At 69.4% G+C, this 24695-nt stretch carries 24 protein-coding genes, 1 tRNA gene and 1 other RNA gene; 12 read left to right on the top strand and 14 right to left on the bottom strand.

From position 1 onward, the window contains the following. Position 1: 1 nt before the first annotated feature. From ACTWLI_RS04035 to ACTWLI_RS04050, 4 genes are all read right to left on the bottom strand, one after another. On the bottom strand, positions 2-946 hold the full coding sequence (locus ACTWLI_RS04035) for a phosphodiesterase (protein ID WP_445155396.1): 945 nt from the start codon (positions 944-946) through the stop codon (positions 2-4). A 206-nt stretch (positions 947-1152) separates the two neighbouring features. Further along, a complete protein-coding gene (gene fdhA / locus ACTWLI_RS04040; RefSeq protein ID WP_445155397.1) occupies positions 1153-2364 on the bottom strand; it encodes a formaldehyde dehydrogenase, glutathione-independent in 1212 nt (403 codons plus the stop codon). Positions 2365-2608: 244 nt separating this feature from the next. Beyond that, positions 2609-3094, bottom strand: a complete 486-nt coding sequence (locus ACTWLI_RS04045) for a glutathione peroxidase (RefSeq protein ID WP_445155398.1) — start codon at positions 3092-3094, stop codon at positions 2609-2611. Positions 3095-3205: 111 nt separating this feature from the next. Then, on the bottom strand, positions 3206-4525 hold the full coding sequence (locus ACTWLI_RS04050; RefSeq protein WP_445155399.1) for a M23 family metallopeptidase: 1320 nt from the start codon (positions 4523-4525) through the stop codon (positions 3206-3208). A gap of 242 nt (positions 4526-4767) precedes the next feature. Here ACTWLI_RS04050 and ACTWLI_RS04055 point away from each other — a divergent pair, with 242 nt between their 5' ends. Then, complete coding sequence (locus ACTWLI_RS04055) at positions 4768-5691, top strand: oxygenase MpaB family protein (protein WP_445155400.1); 924 nt, start codon at positions 4768-4770, stop codon at positions 5689-5691. A 93-nt stretch (positions 5692-5784) separates the two neighbouring features. Here ACTWLI_RS04055 and ACTWLI_RS04060 read toward each other — a convergent pair. Next, a tRNA-Ser gene (locus ACTWLI_RS04060) sits at positions 5785-5869 on the bottom strand. Between the two features lie 368 nt (positions 5870-6237). Between ACTWLI_RS04060 and ffs the strand changes: the two genes are divergently transcribed. From ffs to ACTWLI_RS04080, 4 genes are all read left to right on the top strand, one after another. Further along, positions 6238-6334: signal recognition particle sRNA small type (ffs, locus tag ACTWLI_RS04065), an RNA gene on the top strand. A 27-nt stretch (positions 6335-6361) separates the two neighbouring features. After that, positions 6362-9517: a DNA polymerase III subunit gamma and tau gene (locus ACTWLI_RS04070; protein WP_445155401.1), complete on the top strand. Its 3156-nt coding sequence runs from the start codon at positions 6362-6364 to the stop codon at positions 9515-9517. Positions 9518-9562: 45 nt separating this feature from the next. Beyond that, the gene (recR, locus tag ACTWLI_RS04075) at positions 9563-10162 is read left to right on the top strand and encodes a recombination mediator RecR (RefSeq protein ID WP_056736130.1); all 600 of its coding nucleotides are present in this window, start codon (positions 9563-9565) and stop codon (positions 10160-10162) included. Positions 10163-10450: 288 nt separating this feature from the next. Beyond that, on the top strand, positions 10451-11809 hold the full coding sequence (locus ACTWLI_RS04080; RefSeq protein ID WP_445155402.1) for an aspartate kinase: 1359 nt from the start codon (positions 10451-10453) through the stop codon (positions 11807-11809). A 92-nt stretch (positions 11810-11901) separates the two neighbouring features. Here the strand turns inward: ACTWLI_RS04080 and ACTWLI_RS04085 are convergent, their stop codons facing one another. Beyond that, the gene (locus ACTWLI_RS04085) at positions 11902-12135 is read right to left on the bottom strand and encodes a hypothetical protein (protein ID WP_445155403.1); all 234 of its coding nucleotides are present in this window, start codon (positions 12133-12135) and stop codon (positions 11902-11904) included. A gap of 131 nt (positions 12136-12266) precedes the next feature. Further along, positions 12267-12491, bottom strand: coding sequence for a hypothetical protein (locus ACTWLI_RS04090; protein WP_445155404.1), 225 nt, complete (start codon positions 12489-12491; stop codon positions 12267-12269). A 78-nt stretch (positions 12492-12569) separates the two neighbouring features. On the opposite strand from ACTWLI_RS04090, the gene ACTWLI_RS04095 reads away from it, so the two are divergent. The 4 genes from ACTWLI_RS04095 (at position 12570) to ACTWLI_RS04110 (ending at position 14973) form a co-directional block, all read left to right on the top strand. Continuing rightward, a complete protein-coding gene (locus ACTWLI_RS04095) occupies positions 12570-13064 on the top strand; it encodes a MarR family winged helix-turn-helix transcriptional regulator (RefSeq protein WP_445155405.1) in 495 nt (164 codons plus the stop codon). 76 nt (positions 13065-13140) lie between these two features. Next, complete coding sequence (locus ACTWLI_RS04100) at positions 13141-13647, top strand: SSI family serine proteinase inhibitor (protein WP_445155406.1); 507 nt, start codon at positions 13141-13143, stop codon at positions 13645-13647. Further along, a complete protein-coding gene (locus tag ACTWLI_RS04105; protein ID WP_445155407.1) occupies positions 13619-14602 on the top strand; it encodes a 3-methyladenine DNA glycosylase in 984 nt (327 codons plus the stop codon). Before ACTWLI_RS04100 ends, ACTWLI_RS04105 begins: the two co-directional genes overlap by 29 nt. Continuing rightward, on the top strand, positions 14599-14973 hold the full coding sequence (locus ACTWLI_RS04110) for a serine protease inhibitor (protein WP_445155408.1): 375 nt from the start codon (positions 14599-14601) through the stop codon (positions 14971-14973). Before ACTWLI_RS04105 ends, ACTWLI_RS04110 begins: the two co-directional genes overlap by 4 nt. 118 nt (positions 14974-15091) lie before the next feature. Here ACTWLI_RS04110 and ACTWLI_RS04115 read toward each other — a convergent pair whose 3' ends face one another. Both ACTWLI_RS04115 and ACTWLI_RS04120 read right to left on the bottom strand, forming a co-directional pair. Then, positions 15092-18232: a S8 family serine peptidase gene (locus tag ACTWLI_RS04115; RefSeq protein WP_445155409.1), complete on the bottom strand. Its 3141-nt coding sequence runs from the start codon at positions 18230-18232 to the stop codon at positions 15092-15094. A 317-nt stretch (positions 18233-18549) separates the two neighbouring features. Then, a complete protein-coding gene (locus ACTWLI_RS04120) occupies positions 18550-18735 on the bottom strand; it encodes a hypothetical protein (protein WP_445155410.1) in 186 nt (61 codons plus the stop codon). A gap of 220 nt (positions 18736-18955) precedes the next feature. On the opposite strand from ACTWLI_RS04120, the gene purS reads away from it, so the two are divergent. Genes purS through purL form a run of 3 tightly spaced genes read left to right on the top strand, consistent with a single transcriptional unit; the run spans position 18956 to position 22297 of the window. Further along, positions 18956-19207: a phosphoribosylformylglycinamidine synthase subunit PurS gene (gene purS, locus ACTWLI_RS04125; RefSeq protein ID WP_056736153.1), complete on the top strand. Its 252-nt coding sequence runs from the start codon at positions 18956-18958 to the stop codon at positions 19205-19207. A gap of 1 nt (position 19208) precedes the next feature. Then, entirely contained in the window at positions 19209-19967 is a 759-nt protein-coding gene (purQ, locus tag ACTWLI_RS04130; protein WP_445155411.1) for a phosphoribosylformylglycinamidine synthase subunit PurQ, read from the top strand. Beyond that, entirely contained in the window at positions 19964-22297 is a 2334-nt protein-coding gene (gene purL, locus ACTWLI_RS04135; RefSeq protein WP_445155412.1) for a phosphoribosylformylglycinamidine synthase subunit PurL, read from the top strand. Before purQ ends, purL begins: the two co-directional genes overlap by 4 nt. Positions 22298-22380: 83 nt before the next feature. On the opposite strand, the gene ACTWLI_RS04140 is transcribed toward purL, so the two are convergent. Genes ACTWLI_RS04140 through ACTWLI_RS04160 form a run of 5 tightly spaced genes read right to left on the bottom strand, consistent with a single transcriptional unit; the run spans position 22381 to position 24658 of the window. Beyond that, a complete protein-coding gene (locus ACTWLI_RS04140; protein WP_445155413.1) occupies positions 22381-22674 on the bottom strand; it encodes a DUF503 domain-containing protein in 294 nt (97 codons plus the stop codon). A 36-nt stretch (positions 22675-22710) separates the two neighbouring features. Beyond that, a complete protein-coding gene (locus ACTWLI_RS04145) occupies positions 22711-23028 on the bottom strand; it encodes a putative quinol monooxygenase (protein ID WP_346924528.1) in 318 nt (105 codons plus the stop codon). A 56-nt stretch (positions 23029-23084) separates the two neighbouring features. Next, positions 23085-23687 carry a hypothetical protein gene (locus ACTWLI_RS04150; RefSeq protein WP_445155414.1) on the bottom strand — a complete coding sequence of 201 codons (603 nt, stop codon included), beginning with the start codon at positions 23685-23687 and terminating at the stop codon, positions 23085-23087. Positions 23688-23705: 18 nt separating this feature from the next. Then, positions 23706-24248, bottom strand: coding sequence for a DUF1990 family protein (locus ACTWLI_RS04155; RefSeq protein WP_445155415.1), 543 nt, complete (start codon positions 24246-24248; stop codon positions 23706-23708). Then, a complete protein-coding gene (locus ACTWLI_RS04160) occupies positions 24245-24658 on the bottom strand; it encodes an MmcQ/YjbR family DNA-binding protein (RefSeq protein WP_445155416.1) in 414 nt (137 codons plus the stop codon). Before ACTWLI_RS04160 ends, ACTWLI_RS04155 begins: the two co-directional genes overlap by 4 nt. Positions 24659-24695: the final 37 nt, after the last annotated feature.

Raw genomic sequence — 24695 nt, forward strand, 5'->3', positions numbered from 1 at the left:
GCTAGTTGCGGGTGGCGATGCTGCGCTGGCCCGGCCCGGCCGCGGGGTCCTCGAGCCTGGCCTGGCGCGGGAGGCGGATTCCGGCGGCGGCGATGCGCCGCTGGGCTTCCTCGGCCGTGACGAATTCGCCCACCGCCGGCAGGGTGTCCCCGACCTGCACCACCGAGTGGACGATGGTGTGCTCGTAGACGTGGACCAGGTTGAAGGACTGGCCGCTGTCGCGGCCGCGGCTGCCGCCGACGGGGACGTTCAGGTCCTGGGTGTAGCAGGTGGCCGAGGCCACCGAAACGGGAATGCCCGCGAACGTCGCCGTCGTCGAATAGTGCAGGTGGCCGCCGAGGATGGCGCGCACGTCGGAATTCCGCAGCACCCCGGCGAGCGCCGCCTGGCCGCGCAGCTCCACGAGCACCGCCAGGTCCAGCACGGAGGGTACGGGAGGATGATGCAGCGCCAGGATGGTGCCGTCCGGCGCCGGCGTGGAGAGTTCGGCGGCGAGCCACTCCAGCTGTTCGGGGTCCAGTTCGCCGTGGTGGAAGCCGGGGACGGACGTGTCCAGGGTGATCACCCGCAGGCCGTTGATGAAGTAGCTGTGGTCCACCGGCGCCGCGTCCGCCGGCTGGTCCAGCAGACCGGTCCGGAAGTTGGACCGGTCGTCGTGGTTGCCCATGGCCCAGATGGCTTTGGCGCCCATCGCCTTGCAGGCGGGGTCGACGATGGCCCTGAGTTTTGCGTAGGCGGCGACTTCGCCGCGGTCGGCCAGGTCGCCGGTGAAGATCACGGCTTCAGGGCGGGCGCCGGAGGCGAGGACCTGGTCGAAGAGTTGTCTCAAGCGGGTATCGCTGGCCACCACACCGTGCAGGGGATCCGTGCCTCCCAGCAGGTGCGGATCGCTCAGGTGGAGTAGGAAATGGCGTGGCCGGGGGTGCTCGGCCTCGATGAGCTCCATTGCAGACCTTCCTGGTTGGGTGGGGCGGTGGCCCCCTGCGTCCCTCTCAGTACTATCTATCCAACCAGACAATTGGCCTGCGGTGTGCAAACTCCAGTAGGCATGTTTTGAAAATGGCAATAACCAAGTACTCCGGCGGGCACATACCTGTCCGGGCATGGACAGGCGGTGCCCGCCGGAAGCGGGATTACTTGGCTTCCGGGCGGCTAGCTCAGGTAGCCGTTCGGGTTGAGCACGTACTTCGTGGCTGCGCCGGCGTCGAATTCGGCGTAGCCCTTAGGTGCGTCCTCAAGGGGAATGGCCTTGGCATTGACGTTTTTGGCGATGTGCACCTTGTCATGCAGGATGGCCATCATGAGCTGCCGGTTGTACTTCATCACCGGGCACTGTCCGGTGGTGAAGCTCAGCGACTTCGCCCAGCCGGTGCCCAGGCTGAGCGAGAGTGCGCCCTTCTTGGCCGCCTCGTCGACGCCGCCCGGGTCGCCGGTGACGTAGAGGCCCGGGATGCCGAGTGCGCCGCCGGCCGCCGTGAGCTCCATCAGGGAGTTCAGTACGGTCGCCGGGGCTTCCTTGGCGTCGTGGCCGTGCCCCTTGGCCTCGAAGCCAACGGCGTCGACGCCGCAGTCGACCTCGGGGACACCCAGGATCTGCTCGATCTGCTCGGCCGGCCCTCCCTTGGACAGGTCCACCGTCTCGCAGCCGAAGGAGCGCGCCTGCTTGAGTCGGTCCTCGTTCATGTCGCCCACGATCACCACCGCGGCTCCCAGCAGCTGGGCGCTCGTGGCGGCCGCGAGGCCCACCGGGCCGGCACCGGCGACGTAGACGGTGGAGCCTACCCCGACACCGGCCGAGACGGCGCCGTGGAAGCCGGTCGGGAAAATGTCCGAGAGCATGGCCAGGTCCATGATCTTCTCCATGGCCTGGTCCTTGTCCGGGAACTTCAGCAGGTTCCAGTCCGCGTACGGCACCAGCACATAGTTGGCCTGTCCGCCGACCCAGCCGCCCATGTCGACGTAGCCGTAGGCACTGCCGGGCCGGTCGGGGTTGACGTTCAGGCAGATGCCGGTCTTGCGTTCCTTGCAGTTGCGGCAACGGCCGCAGGCGATGTTAAAGGGGACAGAACAGAGGTCCCCCACCTTGATGAACTCGACATCCGGGCCCACTTCCACGACTTCGCCGGTGATTTCGTGGCCAAGCACCAGGTCGGCTGGGGCGGTGGTGCGTCCGCGGACCATGTGCTGGTCCGACCCGCAAATGTTCGTGGCAACGGTCTTGATGATGGCACCGTGGCGCACCTGCCGCCCCACGTTGGCGGGGTTGACCCCCGGGCCGTCCTTGAGTTCGAAAGTGGGGTAATCGATGTCGATCAGTTCGACTTTTCCTGGCCCCTTGTAGGCAACGGCCTTGTTTCCTGTCATCACTTTCCTCCTGGTTTCACGGACCCCAATGCTGAGTGCCCAGTTGTGATTCTCGAAGCGTGCTGATGCACCTCCCGCGGGCCGCCGCGACCGGCTGCGTCGCCGGCAGGGCAGACCAGTCTGCCCGGCGGTGGTGGCTAAATGTCGGAAGGTCCGGCCAGTCTAGGCCGGGATGCCGCGCAGGGATAGGGCCCCTTGTGCCCTTGCCTTCGGCAGGGCTCCCGCGGGTTTTCCGCCGCCTTGTTCAGGCGAGGGCCTGCCGGACCGCTTCGATAATCTCGGGGGAGTCAGGCTCGACCGTCGGGGCGAAACGGGCGATGACCACGCCGTCGCGGTTCACCAGGAACTTCTCGAAGTTCCACTTCACGAACCCGGGCAGGAGGCCGGTCCGGAACTTCGTGAGCTGGGCGTAGAGCGGGTGCTGTTTCCGGCCGCGGACGTCCGCTTTGGCGGTCAGCGGGAACGTCACGCCGAAATTGCGCTGGCAGAACGCGGCGATCCCGGCGTCGTCCTCCGGCTCCTGCCCGGCGAACTGGTTACACGGGACGCCCAGGACGCTGAAGCCCTCGGCGCGGAACTTGTTGTGCAGGGCTTCGAGGCCGGCGTACTGGGGCGTAAAGCCGCACTGGGAGGCGACGTTCACCACCAGCACCACGCGTCCTTTGAAGCTGCCGAAGTCCGTCTCGGTGCCGTCGTTGAGGGTCAGTGGAATGGAATGCAGGGCGGTCATGGGCGCGTTCCTCGCTCGTAGGGGCCGGAAAGGGTCATGACACAGGTTCGTTGCCGCCGCACAGCGGTATGGGCCTGCCGCGGCAGAGAGTCCCGGGGCGGCCGGCCCTGGCTACGGCGACGGCGTTGCCAACGGTTCCAGGCCGGCCGACGGTTGGGTGGCGGTGCTCTCCGCGGGCGCCGCAGTCACGGTCGGCGAGGGTGCCGGCGGGGGCGGGGCGACGGTTGCGGACGGCCCAATTGCCGACGCCGGATCGGTCACCACGGGTGCCGGGGCCGGCGCGAGGGTCGGGTCGGGGCTGCGCTGCACCGTGGGCTGGGTCGCGGGTTGCGTCGGGGTCGGGGCGGGCGTCGGGGTCGCGGGTTGCGTCGGCGTCGGGGTGGGCGTCGGGGTCGGGGCGGGCGTCGTGCCCGGGGCGGGCGTCGTGCCCGGGGCCGTGGGGACGCCCGGCGTGGGCGTGGGCGTTGCGGTTGGTGTTGGCGTTGGCGTTGGCTTTGCGGTCGGCGTCGGCGCTGCCCCCGGCGTCTTCGTGGGCGGCGGGGCCGTGCGGGCGCCGCCGGTGCGTGCCACCGGCTTTTCCTGGATGCCGCCGGCGACCGCGTGCGTGTGGTCTGCCGCCACCGGGATCGCCCAGTCGGCGTCGGGGCTGCCCGAACCGCCGCCCCCGGCCCTGGCGGCGCCGGGTGCGTAGCTGGTCATCCGGATGGCGTCGAGCCGGTCGACCTGCCGGGTGGGAAGGAACTTCCAGTCCAGCGGGTTCGCGTGCGTGCCGTTGAGGATCGTCTCGAAGTGCAGGTGGCAGCCGGTGGAGGACCCGGTGGTTCCGACCAGGGCGATCACTTCATCGACCCCCACGGATTCGCCCTTGTGGACCGCTATGCCCTGCAGGTGGTTGTACGTCGTGATCAGGCCGTTGCCGTGATCGATTTCGACCCGGTTCCCCCCGCCCCAGGGGTGCCAGCCCACTGCCCGGACCACGCCGGCGTCGGCGGAATAGACCCGGGTGCCGCACGGCGCCGCGAAATCCTGGCCCCAGTGGAATTCCCCGGCCGCTCCTGTCAGGGGGCTGGTGCGCAGGCCGAAGTGCGAGGACTGGTTGAGCGTCTCGAGCGGAGCCATCAGGAAGCCCTTGCCCGGCCGGGTCAGACCGGCCGAAGCTGCCCGCAGCTCCCCCTTACCCGTCTTGGACCGGGTCTGGACCGTAGTGAAGGAGACCAGGGCCCGGCGGTCCACCGTCAGCGGACCGGCCGCCGTCGCGGACCCGTCGCCGGCTACGGCGGATGCGTCGCCTCGGGCGTCGAGCAGCCCGGGACCAACCGAGCCGGCAGCGGCCGGCGTCGTCGCGCCCCGGGTCCCGGGACCGGCGGGCGCAGGTGCGCCGAAAAGCAGCAGGGCCAGGGCCACCCCGGAGGCTGCGGACAGGGAGCGCACGACAACCGTCGAAGCCCTGGACCGTCCATTCGATGAGTTTCCCCAGTGTTTTCCCACGATGTGACTCCCGCAATCCTGTCCGCCAGGCCCCATTCCCGTCGGACCCACCTCCTTATGTGAACACACTCATCCGCCCCTGTGAACCTCCCTGATGCCTTGTCTGCGGGCACTTCCCCGCGGTCCCAGTAGCCGCGGCGGGAAAGCAGGTACCGGCCCCCTTCGGCCCGGGTAAGAATAGGGGTATGCGCAATGTCCTTCGGGAGTGGCAGGCCGAACTCAAGTACACGTTCACCGGAACCCGGGACGCTGTCCCGGAGTGGGTGGGCCACCTCGCCGAGGGTGACGACGCCGGGTACCACCGTCCCGGCTCCGCCGTCTGGGCCGTCCACGGAGACATGCCCACGATCGTGGCCGGCATCCGGGCCCTGCTGATGCAGGCCCTGCATCCGGGCGCGCTGGCCGGCGTGCACGATCATTCGCGCTTCCGGGAGGATCCTTTGGGCCGGCTCGCCGGAACGATCCGCTGGATCTTTACCGTCACGTACGGCTCCACCGACGCGGCCCGCGCGGCGTCGGACTGGGTGTTGCGGCTGCACGAGCCGGTACGCGGCACGTATGTGGACGGCCACGGCGCGGTGCGGCCTTACGCGGCCAACGATCCGGACCTGCTCCGGTGGGTCCACATTGCCTTCACCGATGCTTTCCTTTCGGCCCATAAGCTCTGGGGCCGGCCGATTCCGGGTGGGCCGGATGCCTACGTCCGCGAGTGGGCGCAGGCGGGCACGCTGATGGGCGTCGAGTCGCCCCCGCTGAGCGAGGCCCAGATGCGCGCACAGTTGGACCGCTGGTACGACGACGGCGAACTCACCTCGGATGGTCGGGTGGCCGAAACGGTGGCCTTTATCCGCAATCCCCCGCTCCACCCCGTCCTCCGGCCGGGATACCGGGTGTTGTTCGCGGCGGCGGTGGCCAGCCTCGAACCGAAGTACCGGGCGATGCTGGGGCTGCGGATGCCTCGGCTGGGGCCGTTCCCCCTGCCGGTCCGGCTGGCCACCACGGCCACACTCGGCGTCGTCCATCTGGCTCTCGGCAGGATGGGCCCGAGCGAACAGGCCGCCCGTTCGAGGTTGCGCCGGCTGGGGTATGAGGAACCGACCGGGGCGTGAGGAACCGGGAGGCTGAAGCCGCGGGCCGGGGCCGCCCGGGGTGTCCCGCCGGGCATGCAAAAAGGCCCCGGTCCTAAGGACCGGGGCCAACCGCGGAGAATGGGGGATTTGAACCCCCGAGGGCGTTAACCCAACACGCGTTCCAGGCGTGCGCCATAGGCCGCTAGGCGAATTCTCCAATTGCTTCTGAATCAAAAGCAGATACTAGACTACCTGAATTTCCCGGCTTCGCCCAAATCCGTCCCCGCCGCCGGCCCGGAGCCTGCCATGCCGCCCCTCCCCGGGCCGCCGCCTCCCCGGCCGCGCGCCGCGTCCTTCACACCAACGGACATGCCCAACCGCCCTCTCCACCACTGAGCATGACCCGGTATGCCCAGCCCCCACCGCCAAGGATGGACATGCCCGTCAGGCCCGCTCCGGCATGCCCAGGCCTCGCCGAGAAGGACGGGCATGTCCGTCAGAGCCAGTCCGGCGCCTCCGTCAGAGCGTGTCCGGGCCCGCGGGAGGCCGGATTCGGGGCAGTCCCGATTGTCGGGTAAAGTAGTCGACGGCCCCTCATGTGGCGTCATCCTGTTGAACTCCCCCAGGACCGGAAGGTAGCAAGGGTAAATGGGCTCTGGCGGGTGCATGGGGGGTCTTTTATGTCTGTGCCGATTGGTAGGGTTTAGCTGTGACTGTTACAACCGCTCTTTACCGTAGATACCGCCCCGATTCGTTCGCGGACGTTATCGGACAGGAGCACGTCACCGAGCCGCTCATGACGGCCCTGCGGAAGAACCGCGTCAACCACGCCTACCTCTTTTCCGGCCCGCGCGGCTGCGGTAAAACCACGTCCGCACGCATCCTGGCGCGCTGCCTGAACTGCGCCGAGGGCCCGACCGACACCCCCTGCGGCGTCTGCCCCAGCTGCATCGAACTGGCCCGCGGCGGCGCCGGCTCCCTCGACGTGATCGAGATCGACGCGGCCAGCCACGGCGGTGTCGACGACGCCCGCGACCTGCGTGAACGCGCCACGTACGCGCCGGTGCGTGACCGGTACAAGATCTTCATCATCGACGAAGCCCACATGGTCACCTCGGCCGGCTTCAACGCCCTCCTCAAGATCGTCGAAGAGCCGCCGGAACACATCAAGTTCATCTTCGCCACCACGGAACCGGACAAGGTCATCGGCACCATCCGGTCCCGGACCCACCACTACCCGTTCCGGCTGGTTCCGCCCGAGCCGCTGATGGCGTACCTCGAGCTGCTGTGCCAGCAGGAAAACGTTCCGGTCGCTCCGGGGGTGCTCTCCCTCGTGATCCGCGCCGGCGGCGGTTCCGTGCGGGATTCGCTGTCGGTCCTGGACCAGCTCATGGCCGGCGCCGGACCGAACGGGCTGGACTACGAGCTCGCGGTGGCCCTGCTCGGCTACACCCACGCCTCGTTGCTGGACGACGTCGTCGAGGCCGTGGCAGCGTCCGACGCCGCGACGGTCTTCCGCGCAGTGGACCGCGTGATCCAGACCGGCCACGACCCCCGCCGCTTCGTGGAGGACCTGCTGGAGCGGTTCCGCGACCTGATCATCGTCCAGGCCATGCCGGAGAGCGCCCAGTCGATCCTCCGCGGCATGCCGGCGGACCAGATCGCCCGCCTGCAGAACCAGGCCCATAACCTCGGCGCAGCCGAGCTGTCCCGCGCCGCGGACGTCAGCAATACCGCGCTGACGGAGATGACCGGCGCCACCTCTCCGCGGCTTCACCTGGAGCTCCTGTGCGCCCGGATCCTGCTGCCCAGCTCCGAGCAGAACGAACGTGGCATTGCCGCCCGCATCGACCGGGTGGAACGGCGCATGAACTACGCCGGGAACGACGTCGGCGCCCCCGCCGGCAGCCCCGCACCAGCTGTCGGCGCGGGTGCCGCTGCCCCCGCACCATCCGCACCGGTTACTCCCGCCGCCTCCGTGCCGGCCACTCCCCCGGCCTCCGCGGCACCCGCCAGCCAGCCTCCCGCACCCGCCGCCGCCGCTTCGGCCCCGAACGCCGCGGCCGCCCGGCCAGCGGAACAGGCCGCAGCTCCCGCAGCGGCACCCGCGGAGCAAGCGCCGCCGCAGGGCCAGCAGGAACGGACCCCGATCACCGCGCCGCGGGTCAGCACGAACGACTGGCCGGTTGATGAGGCCGCCGCGTCCCGCGGCGGCTCCCGCCCGGCCGGGCAGGCCCCAAGCGCCGCGCCGCCGGCGGGCGAGGCGGAGCGTCCGCAACCGGCAGCCACCGCACCCGCTGCACCGCCGGCGGCTCCGCCCGCTCCCGCGGCCACGCCGGCTCCCGCGGCAGCAACCACGCAGGCACCCGCTGCCAGCGCCCAGGCGACCTCCGCGCCCGCACCTGCCGGCTCTTCCGCCGACGTCGAGGTGCTGCGCCGCGCCTGGCCCGAGATCCTGCAGGCCCTTACCAAGATCAAGCGGAGCACCTGGGCGCTCGTCGAACCCAACGCGCAGGTGGGCCACTTTGAGGGCCAGGTCCTCACGCTGTCCTTCACCACCCCGGGCCTCGCCGGCGCCTTCGGCCGCGCCGATCACGCCGAGAACCTGCGCCAGGCGATTTCCCGGACCATCGGCATCGACTGCCAGATCACCGCCGTCGCCGGCGGCGCCAGCAGTGCAGCGAGCTCTGAGCCAAACCCAAAAGCGCCTACTAGCCGGGAAATGCCGGCCACGTCGGCGGACGTCGCCTGGGGCCTGGCGCCCGCTCCGGCGGATCCCGGCCCCGAGTCCCGGCAGCCTGCCGCCGGAACCACGGACTCCCGGAACGCATCCGGCGCTGGCGGCGCCGGGCTGACCGACGGCGCGCCCGTATCTCCCAGCGCGGTCCGGGAACAGAGCCCGGCACCGGATGCCTCCCGCGACGCCGCCCCTGTTCCCTCCGCTGCACCGGCGGCCCCCTCGGCTAGTGCGGCGCCCCCGCGCCCGGCACAGCAGGAGAGCGCAGCCCCCGACACCGCAGGGTCGTACTCCTACCCGGACGATGACTGGGGTCCGCCCCGGGATGAAGACGCTCCGCCGCTGGACGAAGAACCGCCCATGGACTGGAGCCCCTCCGACGGCGCCCCGGCTCGGGCGGCAGCGTCCCGCACGCCGGAGCACGCCGCTCCGGCGCCCGCTTCCGCGCCGGACCCTTCCCGAGTTGCGTCCGGGGCGCCCGCGGGGCAGGGCTCCACGACCGCGGCCCGCGGGGCCGCGGACACTGCTGAGGACCCGTGGGCTCGTGCCGTCGAGCAGTCCCCCGGGGTCTGGACCGTCGGGACGGAACTGAACGTGGGCCGGCGCGGCACCACGGAGCCCGCGGCGGCTCCAGCAGCACGCAGCGAGGAGCCCGAGCCTCCGCACTACGAGCCGGCCGTGGCCCAGATCCCGGAGCCGGTGGGCGCGTTCCGCGCCGGAGCTTCGCCCCGGCAGGCCGACGCCGCCCCCGGGCCGGCCCCTGCCGGCGCGGCTAGGCTCGGGAGCCCGGAGCCGGTGCTTGTGCCGACCACGACCGGATCCGCCGTCATCACCGCGGCGACCGCGTCCGTTACGACGACGGCCCCCGTCGGTGCCCCTCCGGCATCCGGACGGCAGAGTCTGTACCAGCGCCTGTCGAACAGCCCCGAAGCGGAGGCTGGTCGCGCCAAGGCCCCGGCGCGGGCGGCGGTCGCGGCCACCAGTTACGAACAGGACATTCCCAGCGCCGACGACGAGACAATCGAAGAGTCGGGGGTCTTCGGCCGCGCAGCCGTCGAACGCATCCTCGGCGGAAAGCTGCTCGAGGAACGCTCCCTGGACGGAAGTCCCCTGGCGCCGCGCTTCTAGCCCCCGGCGGCCGGTTGGCCCCACCCCTAATCGAACGAGGATATTGTGTACGAAGGTGCAGTCCAGGAGCTGATCGATGAACTCGGCCGTCTCCCCGGTGTCGGTCCCAAGTCCGCCCAGCGTCTCGCCTTCCACATCCTTGAGGCCGATCCGCAGGACATGAAACGGCTCGTCGAGGCCATCACCACCGTCAAGGAGCGGGTGAAGTTCTGCACTGTCTGCGGGAACGTGACCGAGCAGGAGTTGTGCAACATCTGCCGGGATCCGCGCCGGGACCCGGCCGTGATCTGCGTCGTGGAGGAGTCCAAGGACGTCCTCGCCGTCGAGCGCACCCGATCCTTCCGCGGTAGGTATCACGTGCTGGGCGGGGCGATTAATCCGATCGCAGGAATCGGGCCGGAACAGCTCCGGATCCGGGAGCTGCTCACCCGGCTCAACGACGGGGCCATCCAGGAAATCATCATCGCCACCGACCCCAACCTCGAGGGCGAGGCGACGGCGACCTACCTGGCCCGGATGCTGAAGTCGATCGGCATTGCCGTTACCCGGCTTGCCTCCGGGCTGCCCGTCGGTGGGGACCTCGAATACGCCGATGAAGTCACCCTGGGCCGCGCTTTCGAAGGCCGCCGCAACGCGCTGAGCTGAGCTGACCGGACCGGCCACCGGCGCGGTGCGGCGTTTTCCGCGCTCCCCCGGGAACGGACATGCCCAACCGCGCGGACCAGCGATGGGCAGAACACTGTTCTGCCCCTCCTTCAAGCCCGCCAATGGGCATGCCCGTCGCAGAGGACCCCGCCCGTCTGCCATTCGGTCACAATTCAACGCCGGACCGCCCGCGGCGATAAACTTGGACCAGAAGCCGCCGTCGCGCCCCTTGGTTGCGCCGCTTGGCAGTTTCGCCCAGAACCCCGATGATCCAGTGAGGGTGCCCGCATGAGTTTGCCCACCACCGAAGTCCACCCCGGACCGCAGCCGCAGGTGCTGCCCGCGGAGCCTGCCGTCACCAAGCACCTGGTCGTGAAGAAGTTCGGCGGATCCTCTGTGGCCGACGCAGAGGGGATTAAGCGGGTCGCCCGCCGGGTCGTGGACGCCCACAACGCCGGCGGCGAGGTCGTCGTCGTGGTCTCCGCCATGGGCGACACCACGGACGAGCTCCTCGACCTGGCCGCCCAGGTGACTGACTCCGCACCGGCCCGGGAAATGGACATGCTCCTATCCGCCGGTGAGCGCATCTCCATGGCGCTGCTCGCGATGGCGATCAACAAGTACGGCGCCTCCGCCCAGTCCTTCACCGGTTCGCAGGCCGGCATGATCACCGACGGCATCCACGGCAAGGCCCGGATCATCGACGTCGACCCGCACCGGATCCGCACGGCCCTGGACAAGGGGCACATCGCGATTGTGGCCGGCTTCCAGGGCATGAGCCGAAGCACCAACGAGATCACCACCCTGGGCCGGGGCGGTTCGGACACGACGGCGGTGGCGCTGGCCGCTGCCCTCAACGCCGACGTCTGCGAGATTTTCACCGACGTCGACGGCATCTACACCGCCGACCCCCGCGTGGTGCCGTCCGCCCGCAAGATCGACAGCATCTCCAGTGAGGAGATGCTCGAACTGGCGGCTTCCGGGGCCAAGATCCTGCACCTGCGCTGCGTGGAGTACGCCCGCCGCTTCGGAGTGCCGCTGCACGTCCGGTCCTCATTCAGCCAGCACGAAGGCACCTGGGTCCTGCCCAGCGCCGACGACAAGATCACGATTCAAGAGGGAGTTGCCTTGGAGCAGCCAATCATCTCCGGCGTTGCACACGACCGTTCCGAAGCCAAGGTCACCGTCGTCGGCGTCCCGGACATCCCCGGCAAGGCCGCGGCGATCTTCCAGGTCATCGCCGACTCCCACTCCAACATCGACATGATCGTCCAGAACGTCTCCACCCACGGCACCGGCCGCACGGACATCTCCTTCACCCTGCCGATCGTCGAAGGCGCCGACGCCCTGGCCGCCCTCCGCGCCGCGCAGGCCGAGATCGGCTTCGAGAGCATCGAGTACAACGAGCAGATCGGCAAGCTCTCGCTGATCGGTGCGGGCATGCGCTCGCACCCGGGTGTTTCGGCGCGCTTCTTCGCGGCGCTTTCCGAGGCCGGGATCAACATCAACATGATCTCCACCTCCGAAATCCGCATCTCCGTGGTGACCCACGCCGACCTGCTGGACGACGCCGTTCGCGCCATCCACAAGGCCTTCGACCTGGACAGCGAGGACGAAGCGACGGTTTACGGCGGCACCGGCCGCTAGCGGCAGGCCCGCGGCCGGCTCGCGGGCCTGCGAAAGGGAGCGGCAGCTTGCCGCTCCCTTTTGCGCATCACTTGGCCTGACTCACCGGAGCCTCAGACCTGTTCCTTGGGGAGGTCCTCCCGGCGGACGGCGTAGTGGTGCCCCTCCGAGTCGGTTTCCACTTCGAAGCCGGCGAGATCGGTCTCCGAGGCCTGCTCGAAGTCGTCATGCCGGTGCACGACCGGCGCGGAGTAGTCACCGCGCGAGGCAGGGCCGAAGAGGAACCGCACCCAAACCGACGGGTGCAGTTGCCGGCGCAACGCAGCCTTCCTCAGTGCATATGCCATATTTCCCACCCCCTCTCCTGCTGGCAGGAAAAGCGGAACAGCAATGGCGCAGGGGCGCCAGTGCCCCTAATTTTACGCCCGACGCCGGCAAAAGGCGCGGCGGGCGGGCGGGTACCGTCCCGGCCGGGAGCTTAGCGAAGCGACTTGTCCGAGGGGTCCCGCGGCACGACGTAGGTGCTGCCGTCCGGGCGGTGCAGGGTTTCCCACTGCTGGGTTTCGGCCTGCCGCTGGGCCAACAGTTCGCGGTTCTGCGCGGTCATCTCGTGGCCGATCGAGGTGCGGCTGGCGGGACCGAAAATGGCCCGAAGTTTCCCGGTCCTCCGCATGAATTTCTCTGCGGCATTTTCCTTGGCCATGGCTACCCTCTCCTCGTTACCGGATGCACCATCAGTGTACGCTAATAATTAGTGCACTAACTATCTGAAGGGGGCCCTGTGGCCGAGGCTGTTGCACCAACCGTTTCCGCGGACGAGGATCTCCTGCTCGAACGCCAGCTCTGCTTCGCGCTGACGGTGGCCTCCCGCAGCGTCGTCGGCGCCTATAAACCGGTCCTCGACACCATGGGCCTCACCCATCCGCAGTACCTCGTCATGCTGTGCCTGTGGGAGTCCAGCCCGCGGTCCGTGCGCGATATCAGCGGGGCCCTGGCCCAGGAACCGGCCACTATCTCACCCCTGCTGCGCCGGCTCGAAACGGCGGGCTACATCACCAGGGAGCGGGTCGCTGGCAATGAACGCAGCCTCGCGGTCGGGCTGACACCCGAAGGGGCCGCGCTGCGGCAGCAGGCGACGGCGGTCCCGGGCACCATGATGGCCCTGCTTGGGCTGGACCGCGAACAGGTCGCTGAACTCCACGGCGCCATGATGCGGCTGATCGCTGCGACCCAATCGGCCGGAGCGGCGGCCGGCGGCGTCCCCGGCCACGAGTAGGCCGCACTAGGCCGGGCGCCCCGGGTCCCCGGGGACCGTCCAGCGCTAGAATGGGGCTGAAACCGAGGAGGCGTCCATGCGCAAAAACCTGATCCCCGCCGCGCTCGTCCTGATGGTGGCAGCCGGCCTCGCCGCCTGCGCGCCGGGCGGTGGTTCCGGCCCGGGATCCCCGACCGCGGCCCCGTCCTCCGCCTCGAGCGCCCCTGCGTCGCCCGGAACGTCCCCGACAGCCGTCCCGGGACAGGGTGATGCCGAGCTCGCGGTACTGTTCAAGTCCTCCGCTGACGCGAAGGCGGTCAGCTACACCCTTCGGTGCAGCAACGGGGAGCCGGCGGCCGGCAGCAACCACCCCACCGCTGCCGCAGCGTGCGCCGCCGTGAAGCAGAATCCGGCGATCCTGAGCCCCGGCCCCCGCCCCACGGACCGGGCCTGCACACAGCAGTACGGCGGACCGCAGACGGCCACCGTCACCGGAACAGTGGACGGCAAAACAGTGAAATCGGAGTTCAGCCGGACCGACGGCTGCGAGATTGAACTCTGGAACGCGGCCAAGGATGTCCTGGGATCCAGCGGTGGAGCCTAAGCTGCAGCATCTCCCCGAGGACAGCTGGCTGGCCCGTGAAGCCGCGCACCAGCAGCGCGTCCGGACCTACGCCGACCCCTACCTCGCCCGCAGGTCCGCCGGCCTGAAGCACCCGGTGGAGGACTTCCTCTTCACCTACTACACGCAGAAGCCCGGGCAACTGCTCCGCTGGCATCCCGGCGCCGGCACCGTGCTGTCGGGGCCGGCGGCCGCGGAGCGGGCCGGCTGGAAGTACTACCGGGCCGCCGACGCCGGCGAGCGGGCCGCGGCGGGGCTGGCACCGGGCACCGCAGCGGTGACTGTCGACGTCGAACGCTTCGTCACCGAGCGGCGCGACGCCGTGCAGTTTGCCGGCATCATCCTGGCGGGAACCGCCGCCCGGCCGGCGCAGTTCGGCTGCTTCGGCCTGCACGAGTGGGCCATGGTCTACCGGCAGGACAAGTTCGAGCTGCGGCACGAATACCTCACCCTGCGGCTCGGCGCGGAGCAGACGGACCGGGTGGTCGAGGACAACCGGATCCGCTGCTCGCATTTCGACGCCTTCCGGTTCTACACCCCGGACGCAGCGCCGCTGAACGCCCTGCGGCCCAGCCGGGAGAACCAACGGGCGATGGAACAGCCGGGCTGCCTGCACGCCAACATGGACCTGTACAAGTGGGCGTACAAGCTGGCGCCGGCGCTGCCCAGCGAGCTGGTGATGGACTGCTTCGAGCTCTCCTGGCGGATCCGCGCCATGGACATGCGCGCCTCGCCTTACGAACTGAGCGAGTGGGGCTATCCGGCGATCCGGATCGAAACGGCCGACGGCAAGGCCGAATATGTTGAGCAACAGCGGACCTTCGCGGCCGCTGCCCAGGAACTCCGCCACCGGCTGCTGGAGCAGCTTTCGCCGCTGCTGGACGCCGCCGGCGGCGCGGCTCACCCGCTGCCCGTTTCCCAGGAAGGACGCCCATGACCGACGCCGCCGAGACCGTGCACGACGTTGACCTCACCATCCGCCTGACCGAAGCCCCCGGCGCCCCCGAATACAGCTTCCGCCTGGTCGCCGACGAAGGGACGGCGGCGGACGCGACCACCCTGCCGGATCCCGCCGCCGCGCTGGCCGCGCTCCGGGAGCACGGCGAGGAGGTGTTTTTTCCGCAGCCGGGGCCGCCCCGCCTGTGCACGCAGCAGTACGGCGGCCCGCAGGTGGCGGTGGTCACCGGACGCTACCTGGGCCGTTCCGTGCACTGCGAGTTCAGCCGCACCGACGGCTGCGAAATCGCCCGCTGGCGCGCCATGGCCCCGCTGCTGGGCGGCACGGCCGGAGGGACCGGGGCCAGCTGAGCCCTGCCGGGAACGGCGCACGCACGCCGCAGCAGCGGGATGACGCAGCAGACGCACGAAACGGCAATGGCCGGCGGGATGAACCGCCGGCCATTGCCGTTTCCGAATGCGCTACTGCCTAGCTGGCGTTGCTGCGCGCCTTCCCTGCGTCCCGGCTCACGGCCGGAGCGCCCGCTGCCGGGGCCACCGTGGCGGTGCCGGCCGCCGTCACCGAAACGCTGACGAAGGTCGGTGCGCTGGCACCGGCGAAGGTCACCCGGCCGATGTAGGAACCCGGCTTCAGACCGGTCCACTTCAGCGTGACCTTCCCGGCCTTGCCGTTGGTCAGCTTGAGCGGGTTCGGCGAGAGCGTGGCGTTGCCCACGTTCGCGCCGAGGACCGCCGCGTCAACCGAGGCCTTGCGGGCCTTGCCGTCCGGGCTGGAGTACAGGTTCGCGTAGATCGTGTACTTGCCGGCCGCCGGGTTGGAGATCGAGAGCGACTCGCTCGACGAGGAGGTCGCAACCTGCTCAACGCCGCGCGGGGTCACCACCCACATGTCGAAGTCCGAAGCCGGATCCGAGGACAGGACGGAGAACTTCGCCAGCGGCACGCCCGCCGGGACCTGGACCGACTTGACGAACGTCGAGGCATCGGCGCGGCCCGCGAACGGACCGGGGACCAGTTCGACGGCGGAAGAGTCCGCCTTCGAGAGTCCGTCGAGGGTCATGCCCACGGGGCTGTTGGTGCCGGAGACGACGTCGATGTCCCCCGAGCCGGTGCCGGACGTGGTGCTGAAGAAGACATCCTTCGGGGCAACCACGGACTGCGGACGGACCGAGATCGGCGAGGTGACGGTCTTGCCGGCACCGGTCCAGCGCAGCTGGCCCATGGCGAACTTGCCCAGTGCGGCGCCCTGGTTCTCGAACGTGACCTTGAAGGTGCGCTTCTCGCCTGCGGCCTTGAAGTTCAGCGCTGCCGGGGCGACGCTGACCTTGATGCCCGGGACGTTGAAGCTGGCCTTGTAGACGCCCGGGGTCAGTGCGGTCAGCGTGCGGGTGACCTCGATCCGTCCGGTCAGGTTGCCCAGCCCGAAGGACGCTACGTTCATGTCCCGCGGCTTGGTGCTGGACTTTAGGCCCAGATCCACACCGGTGCCCTGGATGAACTTCAGGTAGTCCTCAGCGTCGGCGTCGTAGATCAGTCCCGGGTCCACCATGCGGGCCGGGTCCACCTCGCCCGCGCCGGTGGCGTGGACGTCGGTGTCCTTGGAACCGTCGGCGAGCTTGACCTCGGAAGCGGTGGTCATCATGGCGGACTTCACCGCAGCCGGCGACCAGGTCGGGTTCTTGCCCAGGAGCAGGGCGCCGAAACCGGCGACGTGCGGGGCGGCCATAGAGGTGCCGGACATGAAGCCGAACTTGGCTCCACCTTCACCGATCGGGGAAACCCCGGCCAGCACTGCCACACCGGGGGCCGCGACGTCGGGCTTGAGCAGGTCCGAATCCGTGGCCAGCAGCGGCCCGCGGGAGGAGAAGCCGGCGATCTGCGGCTGGGCCTCGAGCGGAAGCCCGGTGGTGTCCTTGTTGACCAGCGAGACCTTGATGGCCGGGTTGGCGGTGACCTTGGCCTTGATGGCCTCGGTGGCCGGCGGGTTCACGTGCACGGTCGGGACCGAGTGCTGGTCAGCGTCCAGCGAGGAGGCGCTCAGGTTCACCAGGATCATGCCCACGCCGCCGCCGCGCTTGACCTCGGCGCTCTTGGCGACGCGGTCGAAGACGCCGCGGTCACAGACGACAACCTTGCCGGCGACCTTCGCCGGGTCGAGGGTGTCCGGGCCACACAGGGCCGCGTTGGCGTCCCCGGCCTTGGCCGCCGCGTTGGCGGACAGCACGACGCCGGCGTCTTTGACTTCGCCGTTCATGATGCTGGCGCCGCGGAACTTGGTGCCGTCGGCGAATTCCACCGTGCCCTGGAGCTCCTGGGAGAAGGTGCTGGCGGCGACCGTGGTGACCCACGGCGCACCGTGGTTGACGGTGCTGGCGGTCGGGCCGGAGTTGCCGGCAGAGGCCGCTACGAAGATGCCGGTGGATGCGGCGTTGAGGAACGCCACGGATACCGGGTCGATCACAGAGGTCGCGGAACCGGAGATGGAGTAGTTCAGGACGTCGACGCCGTCCTCGATGGCCTGCTCCACAGCCGCGACCGAGGAGGAGCTGTAGCAGCCGCCGGTGTCGGGGTCGGTGTCTTCCCAGCAGACCTTGTACACGGACAGCTTGGCTGCCGGGGCGATGCCGCTGGTCAGGCCGAAGCTGCGGCCGTCAACGAAGGTTTCCACGTTGGCGTTGCCGGCGGAGGTGCTGGCGGTGTGGGTGCCGTGGCTGGCGACGTCGACCGGGGAGAGCTGCTCGAGCGGGGAGCGGTCGCCTGCCGGGACGTAGCGCAGGAAGTCGTCGGCGAAGTAGTGCGCGCTCAGGACCTTGGAGTTGCAGGCGGAGCCGTCGAAGGACGCGCCGGTGCCGGTGCCCTTCTGGCACTCGCCGATGAACGTCTCGCCGTCGGCCTTGAGCATGGCGATCTTGCCGTCCGCCGTGCGGTAGGGCACACCGACGACGGGAGCGCCCACCAGCGGTTTGACCTCGGAACCGGCGAAGAAGGCACTGTCGGGGGTGTAACCGGTGTCGATGACGCCGACGACGACACCCTTGCCGGCGCCGTCCTGGCCGCCGAACTTGGTGTTCCAGGTGCCGTTGGCCCCGCTGAGCTTGAGGAAGTCGGTGCTGGAGTAGTCGGGCGCGTTCTCCGTATCCGGGGCGACCGTCAGGACGTTGGCGTCCTTGGCGAGCTTGATGGCCTGGGCGGTGGTCAGCTCGGCGCTGAAGCCGTTGACCGCAGCCGTGAACTGGCGCTGGATCTTGACGCTCTGTTTGCCCGCCACCGCAGACTGCTTCTGCTCAAGGTGCGCGCGGTACTTCTTGACCTCGGCCTTGTTGGCGTCGAGCTTCTTGCCCTTGGCGGGCTTGGTGGCCGGCAGGCCGGCCGTCGTGCCCTCGTAGGTTGCCGCGGGCTTCTCGGCGAGGAGGACGATGTAGCGGCCATCCGGGTAGCTGGCCGGGTCAAGGCTCTTCTGTGCGACTTCCGCGACCGCGGAGCCCTGGGCCGGCGCCGCGGTGGCGGGCGCGATGGCAACTGTTGAAAGGAGAACCGGCAAGCCCAGGGTCAGTGCCGCGGCCCTCCGGAGTCCCCCGCTTCGAAGGAAGCTCTTTCCTGGTGATTTCACGAGTGTTTTGAACCTTTCAGAAGGAACGGTCCCGGCGCCTTTGCCGGGGACTGCGGTCTGGATCAGGTACGGGATCAGGAGTCGTCTCTCGGACCCTGCGGATACCAGCCGATTCATACAGTACAGACTGAGAGACAAATATGACATAGACCACAGGCTTCTAATCAAAAATGGTCATATTCCGCGACAAGTCCCGTCACTGCGGGGGCATGGCAAAGCCGGGGCGGCTGGTCCCGCCCCGGCTTTGTCTGCTGCCTGTCCGGTCCGCGCCCGGCGCGGACCGGTACCGGTTGTGTTGTCGCCTGCCGGCCGTCCCCCTACTGGCGGGGAGTCCGGACCACCTCGCTGATCCAGGCTTTCGTCTTCTCATCCAAGGGTCCGGCCACCTTCGTGGACCTGGCTGCCCGGTCCGCCCGGATCTTCTGGAACACCATCCGGCCCAGCCCGGCGAACACCGCGGCGGCCATGACGGGAAGCAGTACTGATTTCGATTTCTCAGCCATGCGCACATCCTACTGAGCGCACCGGGCCGAGGCCATAGCCGGCTTCGGTGCCCGGCCGGAGGGCCCGGGGTCACGAAGACGGCAGGAACCACGGCGCCCGGTAGAATGGGCTTGCAAGCTCGCGGAGCGCCCGCATCACGCTGTCCACCACAGCGGATCGGCGTGAGACGGCACCACTCCGCTGCGCCCTTACCCAATGCTCACGCACAGGAGTTGCCGGATGCCCCGGATCGTTGTCGACGTCATGCCCAAGCCCGAGATTCTCGACCCGCAGGGGAAGGCCATCGTGGGTGCACTGCCCCGCCTGGGCTTCACCGCTTTCAGCTCTGTCCGCCAGGGCAAGCGCTTCGAACTGACCGTCGACGGCGAGGTGACCGAGGAGATCCTGGCCCAGGCCCGTGATGCCGCGGCGACCCTGCTGTCGAACCCGGTGATCGAGGACGTCGTCAACGTCGAGGTCGTCGAGGCCTGAGATGACTGAACTCCCCCTGATCGGCGAGGCGGTCGCCGTCGCCGCCAACCCGCGCCTCGCCGGCGCCAAAATCGGCGTCGTGACCTTCCCCGGCACCCTCGATGACCGCGACGCCGCCCGCGCCGTGCGCCTGGCCGGCGCCACCCCGGTGGCGCTCTGGCATGCGGACACCACCCTGGGCGACGTGGACGCCGTCATCATTCCCGGCGGGTTCTCCTACGGCGACTACCTCCGCGCCGGCGCCATCTCCCGCTTCGCGCCGCTGATGGCCAAGGTCATTGATGCCGCCAACTCGGACGCCAGACTGCCGGTCCTCGGCATCTGCAACGGCTTCCAGATCCTCACCGAGTCGCACCTCCTGCCCGGCTCGATGATCAAGAACGACCACCTGAAGTTCCTCTGCCGCGACCAGGTCCTGCGGGTCGAGAACAACACGACCGACTGGACCGGCGACTACGCCGCCGGGCAGGAAATCACCGTGCCGCTGAAGAACCAGGACGGCCAGTACATCGCGGACGAGAAGACCCTGGACGCCCTGGAGGCGGAGGGCCGGGTCGTGTTCCGCTACGTCGGCTGGAACCCGAACGGCTCCCGCCGCGACATCGCCGGCATCTCCAACGCCGCCGGGAACGTCGTCGGCCTCATGCCGCACCCCGAGCACGCCGTCGAGGCCGGGTTCGGCCCGCAGACGGGCTCCGGCACCGAGGGCCTCGGCTTCTTCACCTCTGTCCTGAACAAGATCGTGGGAGACAACAAATGACGGAGACACCGGCAGTGGCGAAGCCCGCGGAGACCGCCAAGAAGTTCAACATCGACACCGTGGAGCACGCGGCCAAGACCCCCGACACCGAGCTGCCCTGGGCCGAGCTGGGCCTGAAGCAGAACGAGTTCGACGAGGTCGTCAAGGTCCTGGGCCGGCGCCCGACCGGCGCCGAGCTGGCAATGTACTCCGTGATGTGGAGCGAGCACTGCTCCTACAAGTCCTCGAAGAACCACCTGCGCCAGTTCGGCGAGAAGGTGACCGAGGAAATGAAGAAGGACATGCTCGTGGGCATCGGCGAGAATGCCGGCGTCACCAACCTCGGCGACGGCTGGGCCGTGACGTTCAAGATCGAGTCCCACAACTCGCCGTCGTTCGTGGAGCCCTACCAGGGGGCGGCGACCGGCATCGGCGGGATCGTCCGCGACATTATTTCGATGGGCGCCCGGCCGGTGGCGGTCATGGATCCGCTCCGGTTCGGCGAGATCGACCACCCCGACACCGCCCGGGTGATGCACGGCGCGGTGGCCGGCATCGGCGGCTACGGCAACTCGCTGGGCCTGCCGAACATCGGCGGCGAGATGGTCTTCGACTCCGTCTACCAGGGCAACCCGCTGGTCAACGCCCTCGCCGTCGGCGTCATGCGCCACGAGGACATCCGCCTCGCCAACGCCTCCGGCAAGGGCAACAAGGTCGTGCTGTTCGGCGCCCGGACCGGCGGCGACGGCATCGGCGGCGCCTCCGTGCTGGCCTCCGAGTCCTTCGACAGCACCAAGCCCTCCAAACGTCCCGCCGTCCAGGTGGGCGACCCCTTCGCCGAGAAGGTCCTGATCGAGTGCTGTCTGGAGCTGTTCAAGGGTTCCCTGGTTGAGGGCATCCAGGACCTCGGCGCCGCGGGAATCTCCTGCGCCACCTCCGAGCTGGCCTCCAACGGCGACGGCGGCATGCAGGTGGAGCTGACCTCCGTGCTCCTGCGCGACCCGACCCTGACGCCGGGCGAGATCCTGATGTCCGAGTCGCAGGAACGCATGATGGCCGTGGTCACGCCGGAGAACATCGCCGCGTTCGAGGCGGTCATGGACAAGTGGGCCGTGGAGTACTCCTGGCTGGGTGAGGTCACCGACACCGGCCGCCTCATCATCACCTGGGACGGCGAAGTGATTGTCGACGTCGACCCGCGCACCGTCGCCCACGACGGCCCCGTGTACGACCGCCCGTACGCCCGGCCGGAATGGCAGGACGCGGTCCAGGCCGACGCCTTCACCGGCTCCGTCCAGGACGCCGGCCGCCCCGCGGCCCCGGCGGAACTGGCCGCGGCGGTCACCGAGCTCGTCGCCTCGCCGAACATGTGCTCCAAGTCCTGGATCACCGACCAGTACGACCGCTACGTCGGCGGCAACACGGCCATGGCGTTCCCGGACGACGCCGGCGTGGTCCGCGTGGATGAGGAAACCGGCCTGGGCGTGGCGCTGGCCACCGACGCCAACGGCCGCTACACCTACCTGGACCCGTACCACGGCGCGCAGCTGGCCCTGGCCGAGGCGTACCGCAACGTCGCCACCGCCGGCGCCATACCGATGGCCGTCAGCGACTGCCTGAACTTCGGCTCGCCGGAGGACCCGGACGTCATGTGGCAGCTCGCCGAGGCCATCCGCGGCCTGTCCGACGCCTGCATGGAACTCGGTATCCCGGTCACGGGCGGCAACGTCTCGCTGTACAACCAGACCGGCAGCGTTCCGATCCACCCCTCCCCCGTGGTGGCGGTGCTGGGCAAGCTGGACGACGTCGCACGCCGCACGCCCTCGGGCTGGCGCGAGGACGGCCAGGCCATCTACCTGCTGGGCACGACGGCGGCGGAACTGGACGGCTCGGAGTGGTCCAAGCTGCGCGGGCACCTGGGCGGCCTTCCGCCGAAGGTTGACCTCGCCGCCGAACGCGAGCTGGGCCAGATCCTGATCAACGCCTCCCGCGACGGCATGGTGGACTCCGCGCACGACCTCTCCGAAGGCGGTCTCGCGGCGGCCCTGGTCGAGTCCTCACTGCGCTACGGCGTCGGTGCACGGATCTCGCTGCAGGACGTGATGGACCGCGACGGCGTGGACCTGTTCACCGCGCTCTTCTCCGAGTCCCAGGCCCGCGCCATCGTGGCGGTGCCCCGGTCCGAGGAGATCCGCTTCAAGGACATGTGCACCGCCCGCGGCTTCGCGCACGTCCGGATCGGCGTCGTGGATGCCGAGAGCGGCGAGCTGGAGATCAACGGCGTCGAGACCCTGAGCCTGGCCGCACTCCGCGAAGCCCACGAGGGGACGCTGCCGAAGTACTTCGGCTAGCCCCACCCCGTCGGTTTAAGCGCGAACGGACACTTGAGGCCCTTTGTTAAGGGCCTCAAGTGTCCGTTCGCGCTTTCAGGGGGTCAGTCGTCGCTGCGGAGTTCGCGCTGGCGGGCGCTGAGCAGTTCGAGTTCGGGGCGCGCGGCCACGAAGCGTTCGACGGCGGCCAGCACCTCCACCAGGTGCGCCCGGTCCGCCGCGACCATTCCGGCGCCGATCACGGTCCGTCGGTACTGGTCGTGGTACTCCGCCTCGGTCACGGACACCTCGAAGCGGCGTTTGAGCTCGGCCAGCACCGGGCGGACCACGGAGCGCTTCTCCTTCAGGCTGTGCACGTCGCCGAGGAGGACATCGAATTCAATCCAGCCGATCCACATGACTGAATTTTCCCACCAATCGGTGAGACGGGCGGACTAGATGGTGAGCTCGCCCATCCGGTCCCAGCCTTCGCCGTCGAGCTGGCGGCTGATGATCCGCGGGGTTTCCGCCAGCGCCTGCGGCATGTCGGCCATGGCCTGCTTGAAGTGGGCGCTGTTGACGTGGTCCCCGGCGGCGTCGTCCTTGAAGGCTTCGACCAGGACGAACTCATTGGGGTCCTCAACGCTGCGGGACCAGTCGAACCACAGGTTGCCCGGCTCCTTCCGGGTGGCCTGCGTGAAGTCCTCGACCAGGCCGAGCCAGCGCTCGGACCAGTCGGGCTTGACCTTGAATTTAACGACGATGAAGATCACGGCTGCGCCTTTCGGTTCGGGTTGGGGTCTTCCATTCTTGCAGTTGGCGGCGGCGCTCAGCAGGCCGCGATGGCCGCCCGGGCGCGTTCCTGCTGCTGCGGGGTGCCCACCCGCTCGGCCCACTGCTCCGCGAGCTGGAACTCCACCATGGCCTCGGCGCAGCGGCCAGCCTCGTGGAGGGTCCAGCCCAGGTTGTTGTGCAGGGCCACCATCCACCGCCGGGTCCGAACGTCGTGGACCGTGGAGGCGTATTCCAGGGCGCTGCGGGTCCAGGGCTCGGTATGGGCGGTATCGGCGATCGCGAGCATGTGCAGGGCGTCCACGGCCAGGAACTCCTCGCCGAGGTGGTCGGCGAGTTCGGCGGCCTGCTCCAGGAGCGGGACCGCCATCTCCGCGTGGCCGCCGGAGTTCAGCACCCGGCCGCGTTCCAGCAGGACCCGGACGGCCACGGTGGGCTCGTCGGCGTCGATGCCGTCCAGCAGCGCGTCGGCTTCCTCGTAGCGGCCCTGGAGCCCGATGGCCCGGCCCAGCTGGGTGGCGAGCTCGGCGCGTTCGTCGCCGTCGTAGCCCGGGTCCGCGAGCGCCGCGCGGAAGCGGGACTCCGAAAGGGCGGGATCATCGAAGTCCCACAAACGGTCAAGGGTCTCTTGGTTCAGCATTCACCTGCTCCTGCTCAGTCAACCTGCGGCCAGTTCCCGTGCACTCCTAAGGTATCGGGAAGTGATGTGCCGGCGCGCCCGGGCGGTGACGGCGCTCCCTGCGGCGTAGAACCAGTTGGCCGGAACCCCGAAGGCGGTGACTGTGATCAACACCCTCCCCTGTTCGTCCAGCGAAATCTCGAACGACTCCTCTCCGCGGACCGGGTGCCCCGGCAGGGTCCCGTAGCCGAACCCCGCGGACTGCGGACCGCCGCCGGGGACCGGCCGGCGCACCCACACCACCTCGCAGGGCGCGTTGATCCGGAACGGCCCGACGCCGAAGCCGCTCACCACCCGTGTCCCGGGGCGCACGACGTCGGACTCCGCCTTGACCCGCAGCCCGGCCCGTTTCTGCAGCTGCCAGGTCAGCATGCCCTGGACGGCCCGCCGGTAGGCGGCTTCCCCGTCGCCCACGTAGGCCTGGGTGACCAGGGCCTCGGTCCCTTCCGGCAACGGGCCGCCTTCGGTGGCCCCGATCCCCGCGTAGTTCAGTTCGCCGCCGGCGATCCGAGGCCCGGTCACGGCCGGGGCTCCCCGCGGGCCAGCCGCGCCCAGCCCAGCTGCACCTGCTGGCGGCGGGTCAGGGTGGCGACGACGAGGTCATAGGAGTCCTCCACGAGGTCGCGGATCATCGCATCCGGGAGCTCACCGTCCAGCCGGACGCCATTCCAGTGCTTCTTGTTCAGGTGCCAGGCGCCCGTGATCTCGGGGTGGGCCGTACGCAACTGCTCGGCCAGGGCCGGTTCGCATTTCAGGCTGACCGAAAAGTCCTGGGGGTCCATGGCCGAGAGCGCGAACATCTTCGCCTCGTGCCGGGAGCCGCCGGGTACTGCGGCACGGACTTTGAAGACCGCGGTCTCGGGACCGAACGGATAGTCCTCGTAGGCGCCCGGAAAAGCCAGACATAGCCCGCGGAGCGCTGCTGGATCCATGCTCCCAGCCTAGCCGGACGGCCGCCGACGCACCGCG

This window comes from Arthrobacter sp. Hor0625, from assembly GCF_052567525.1.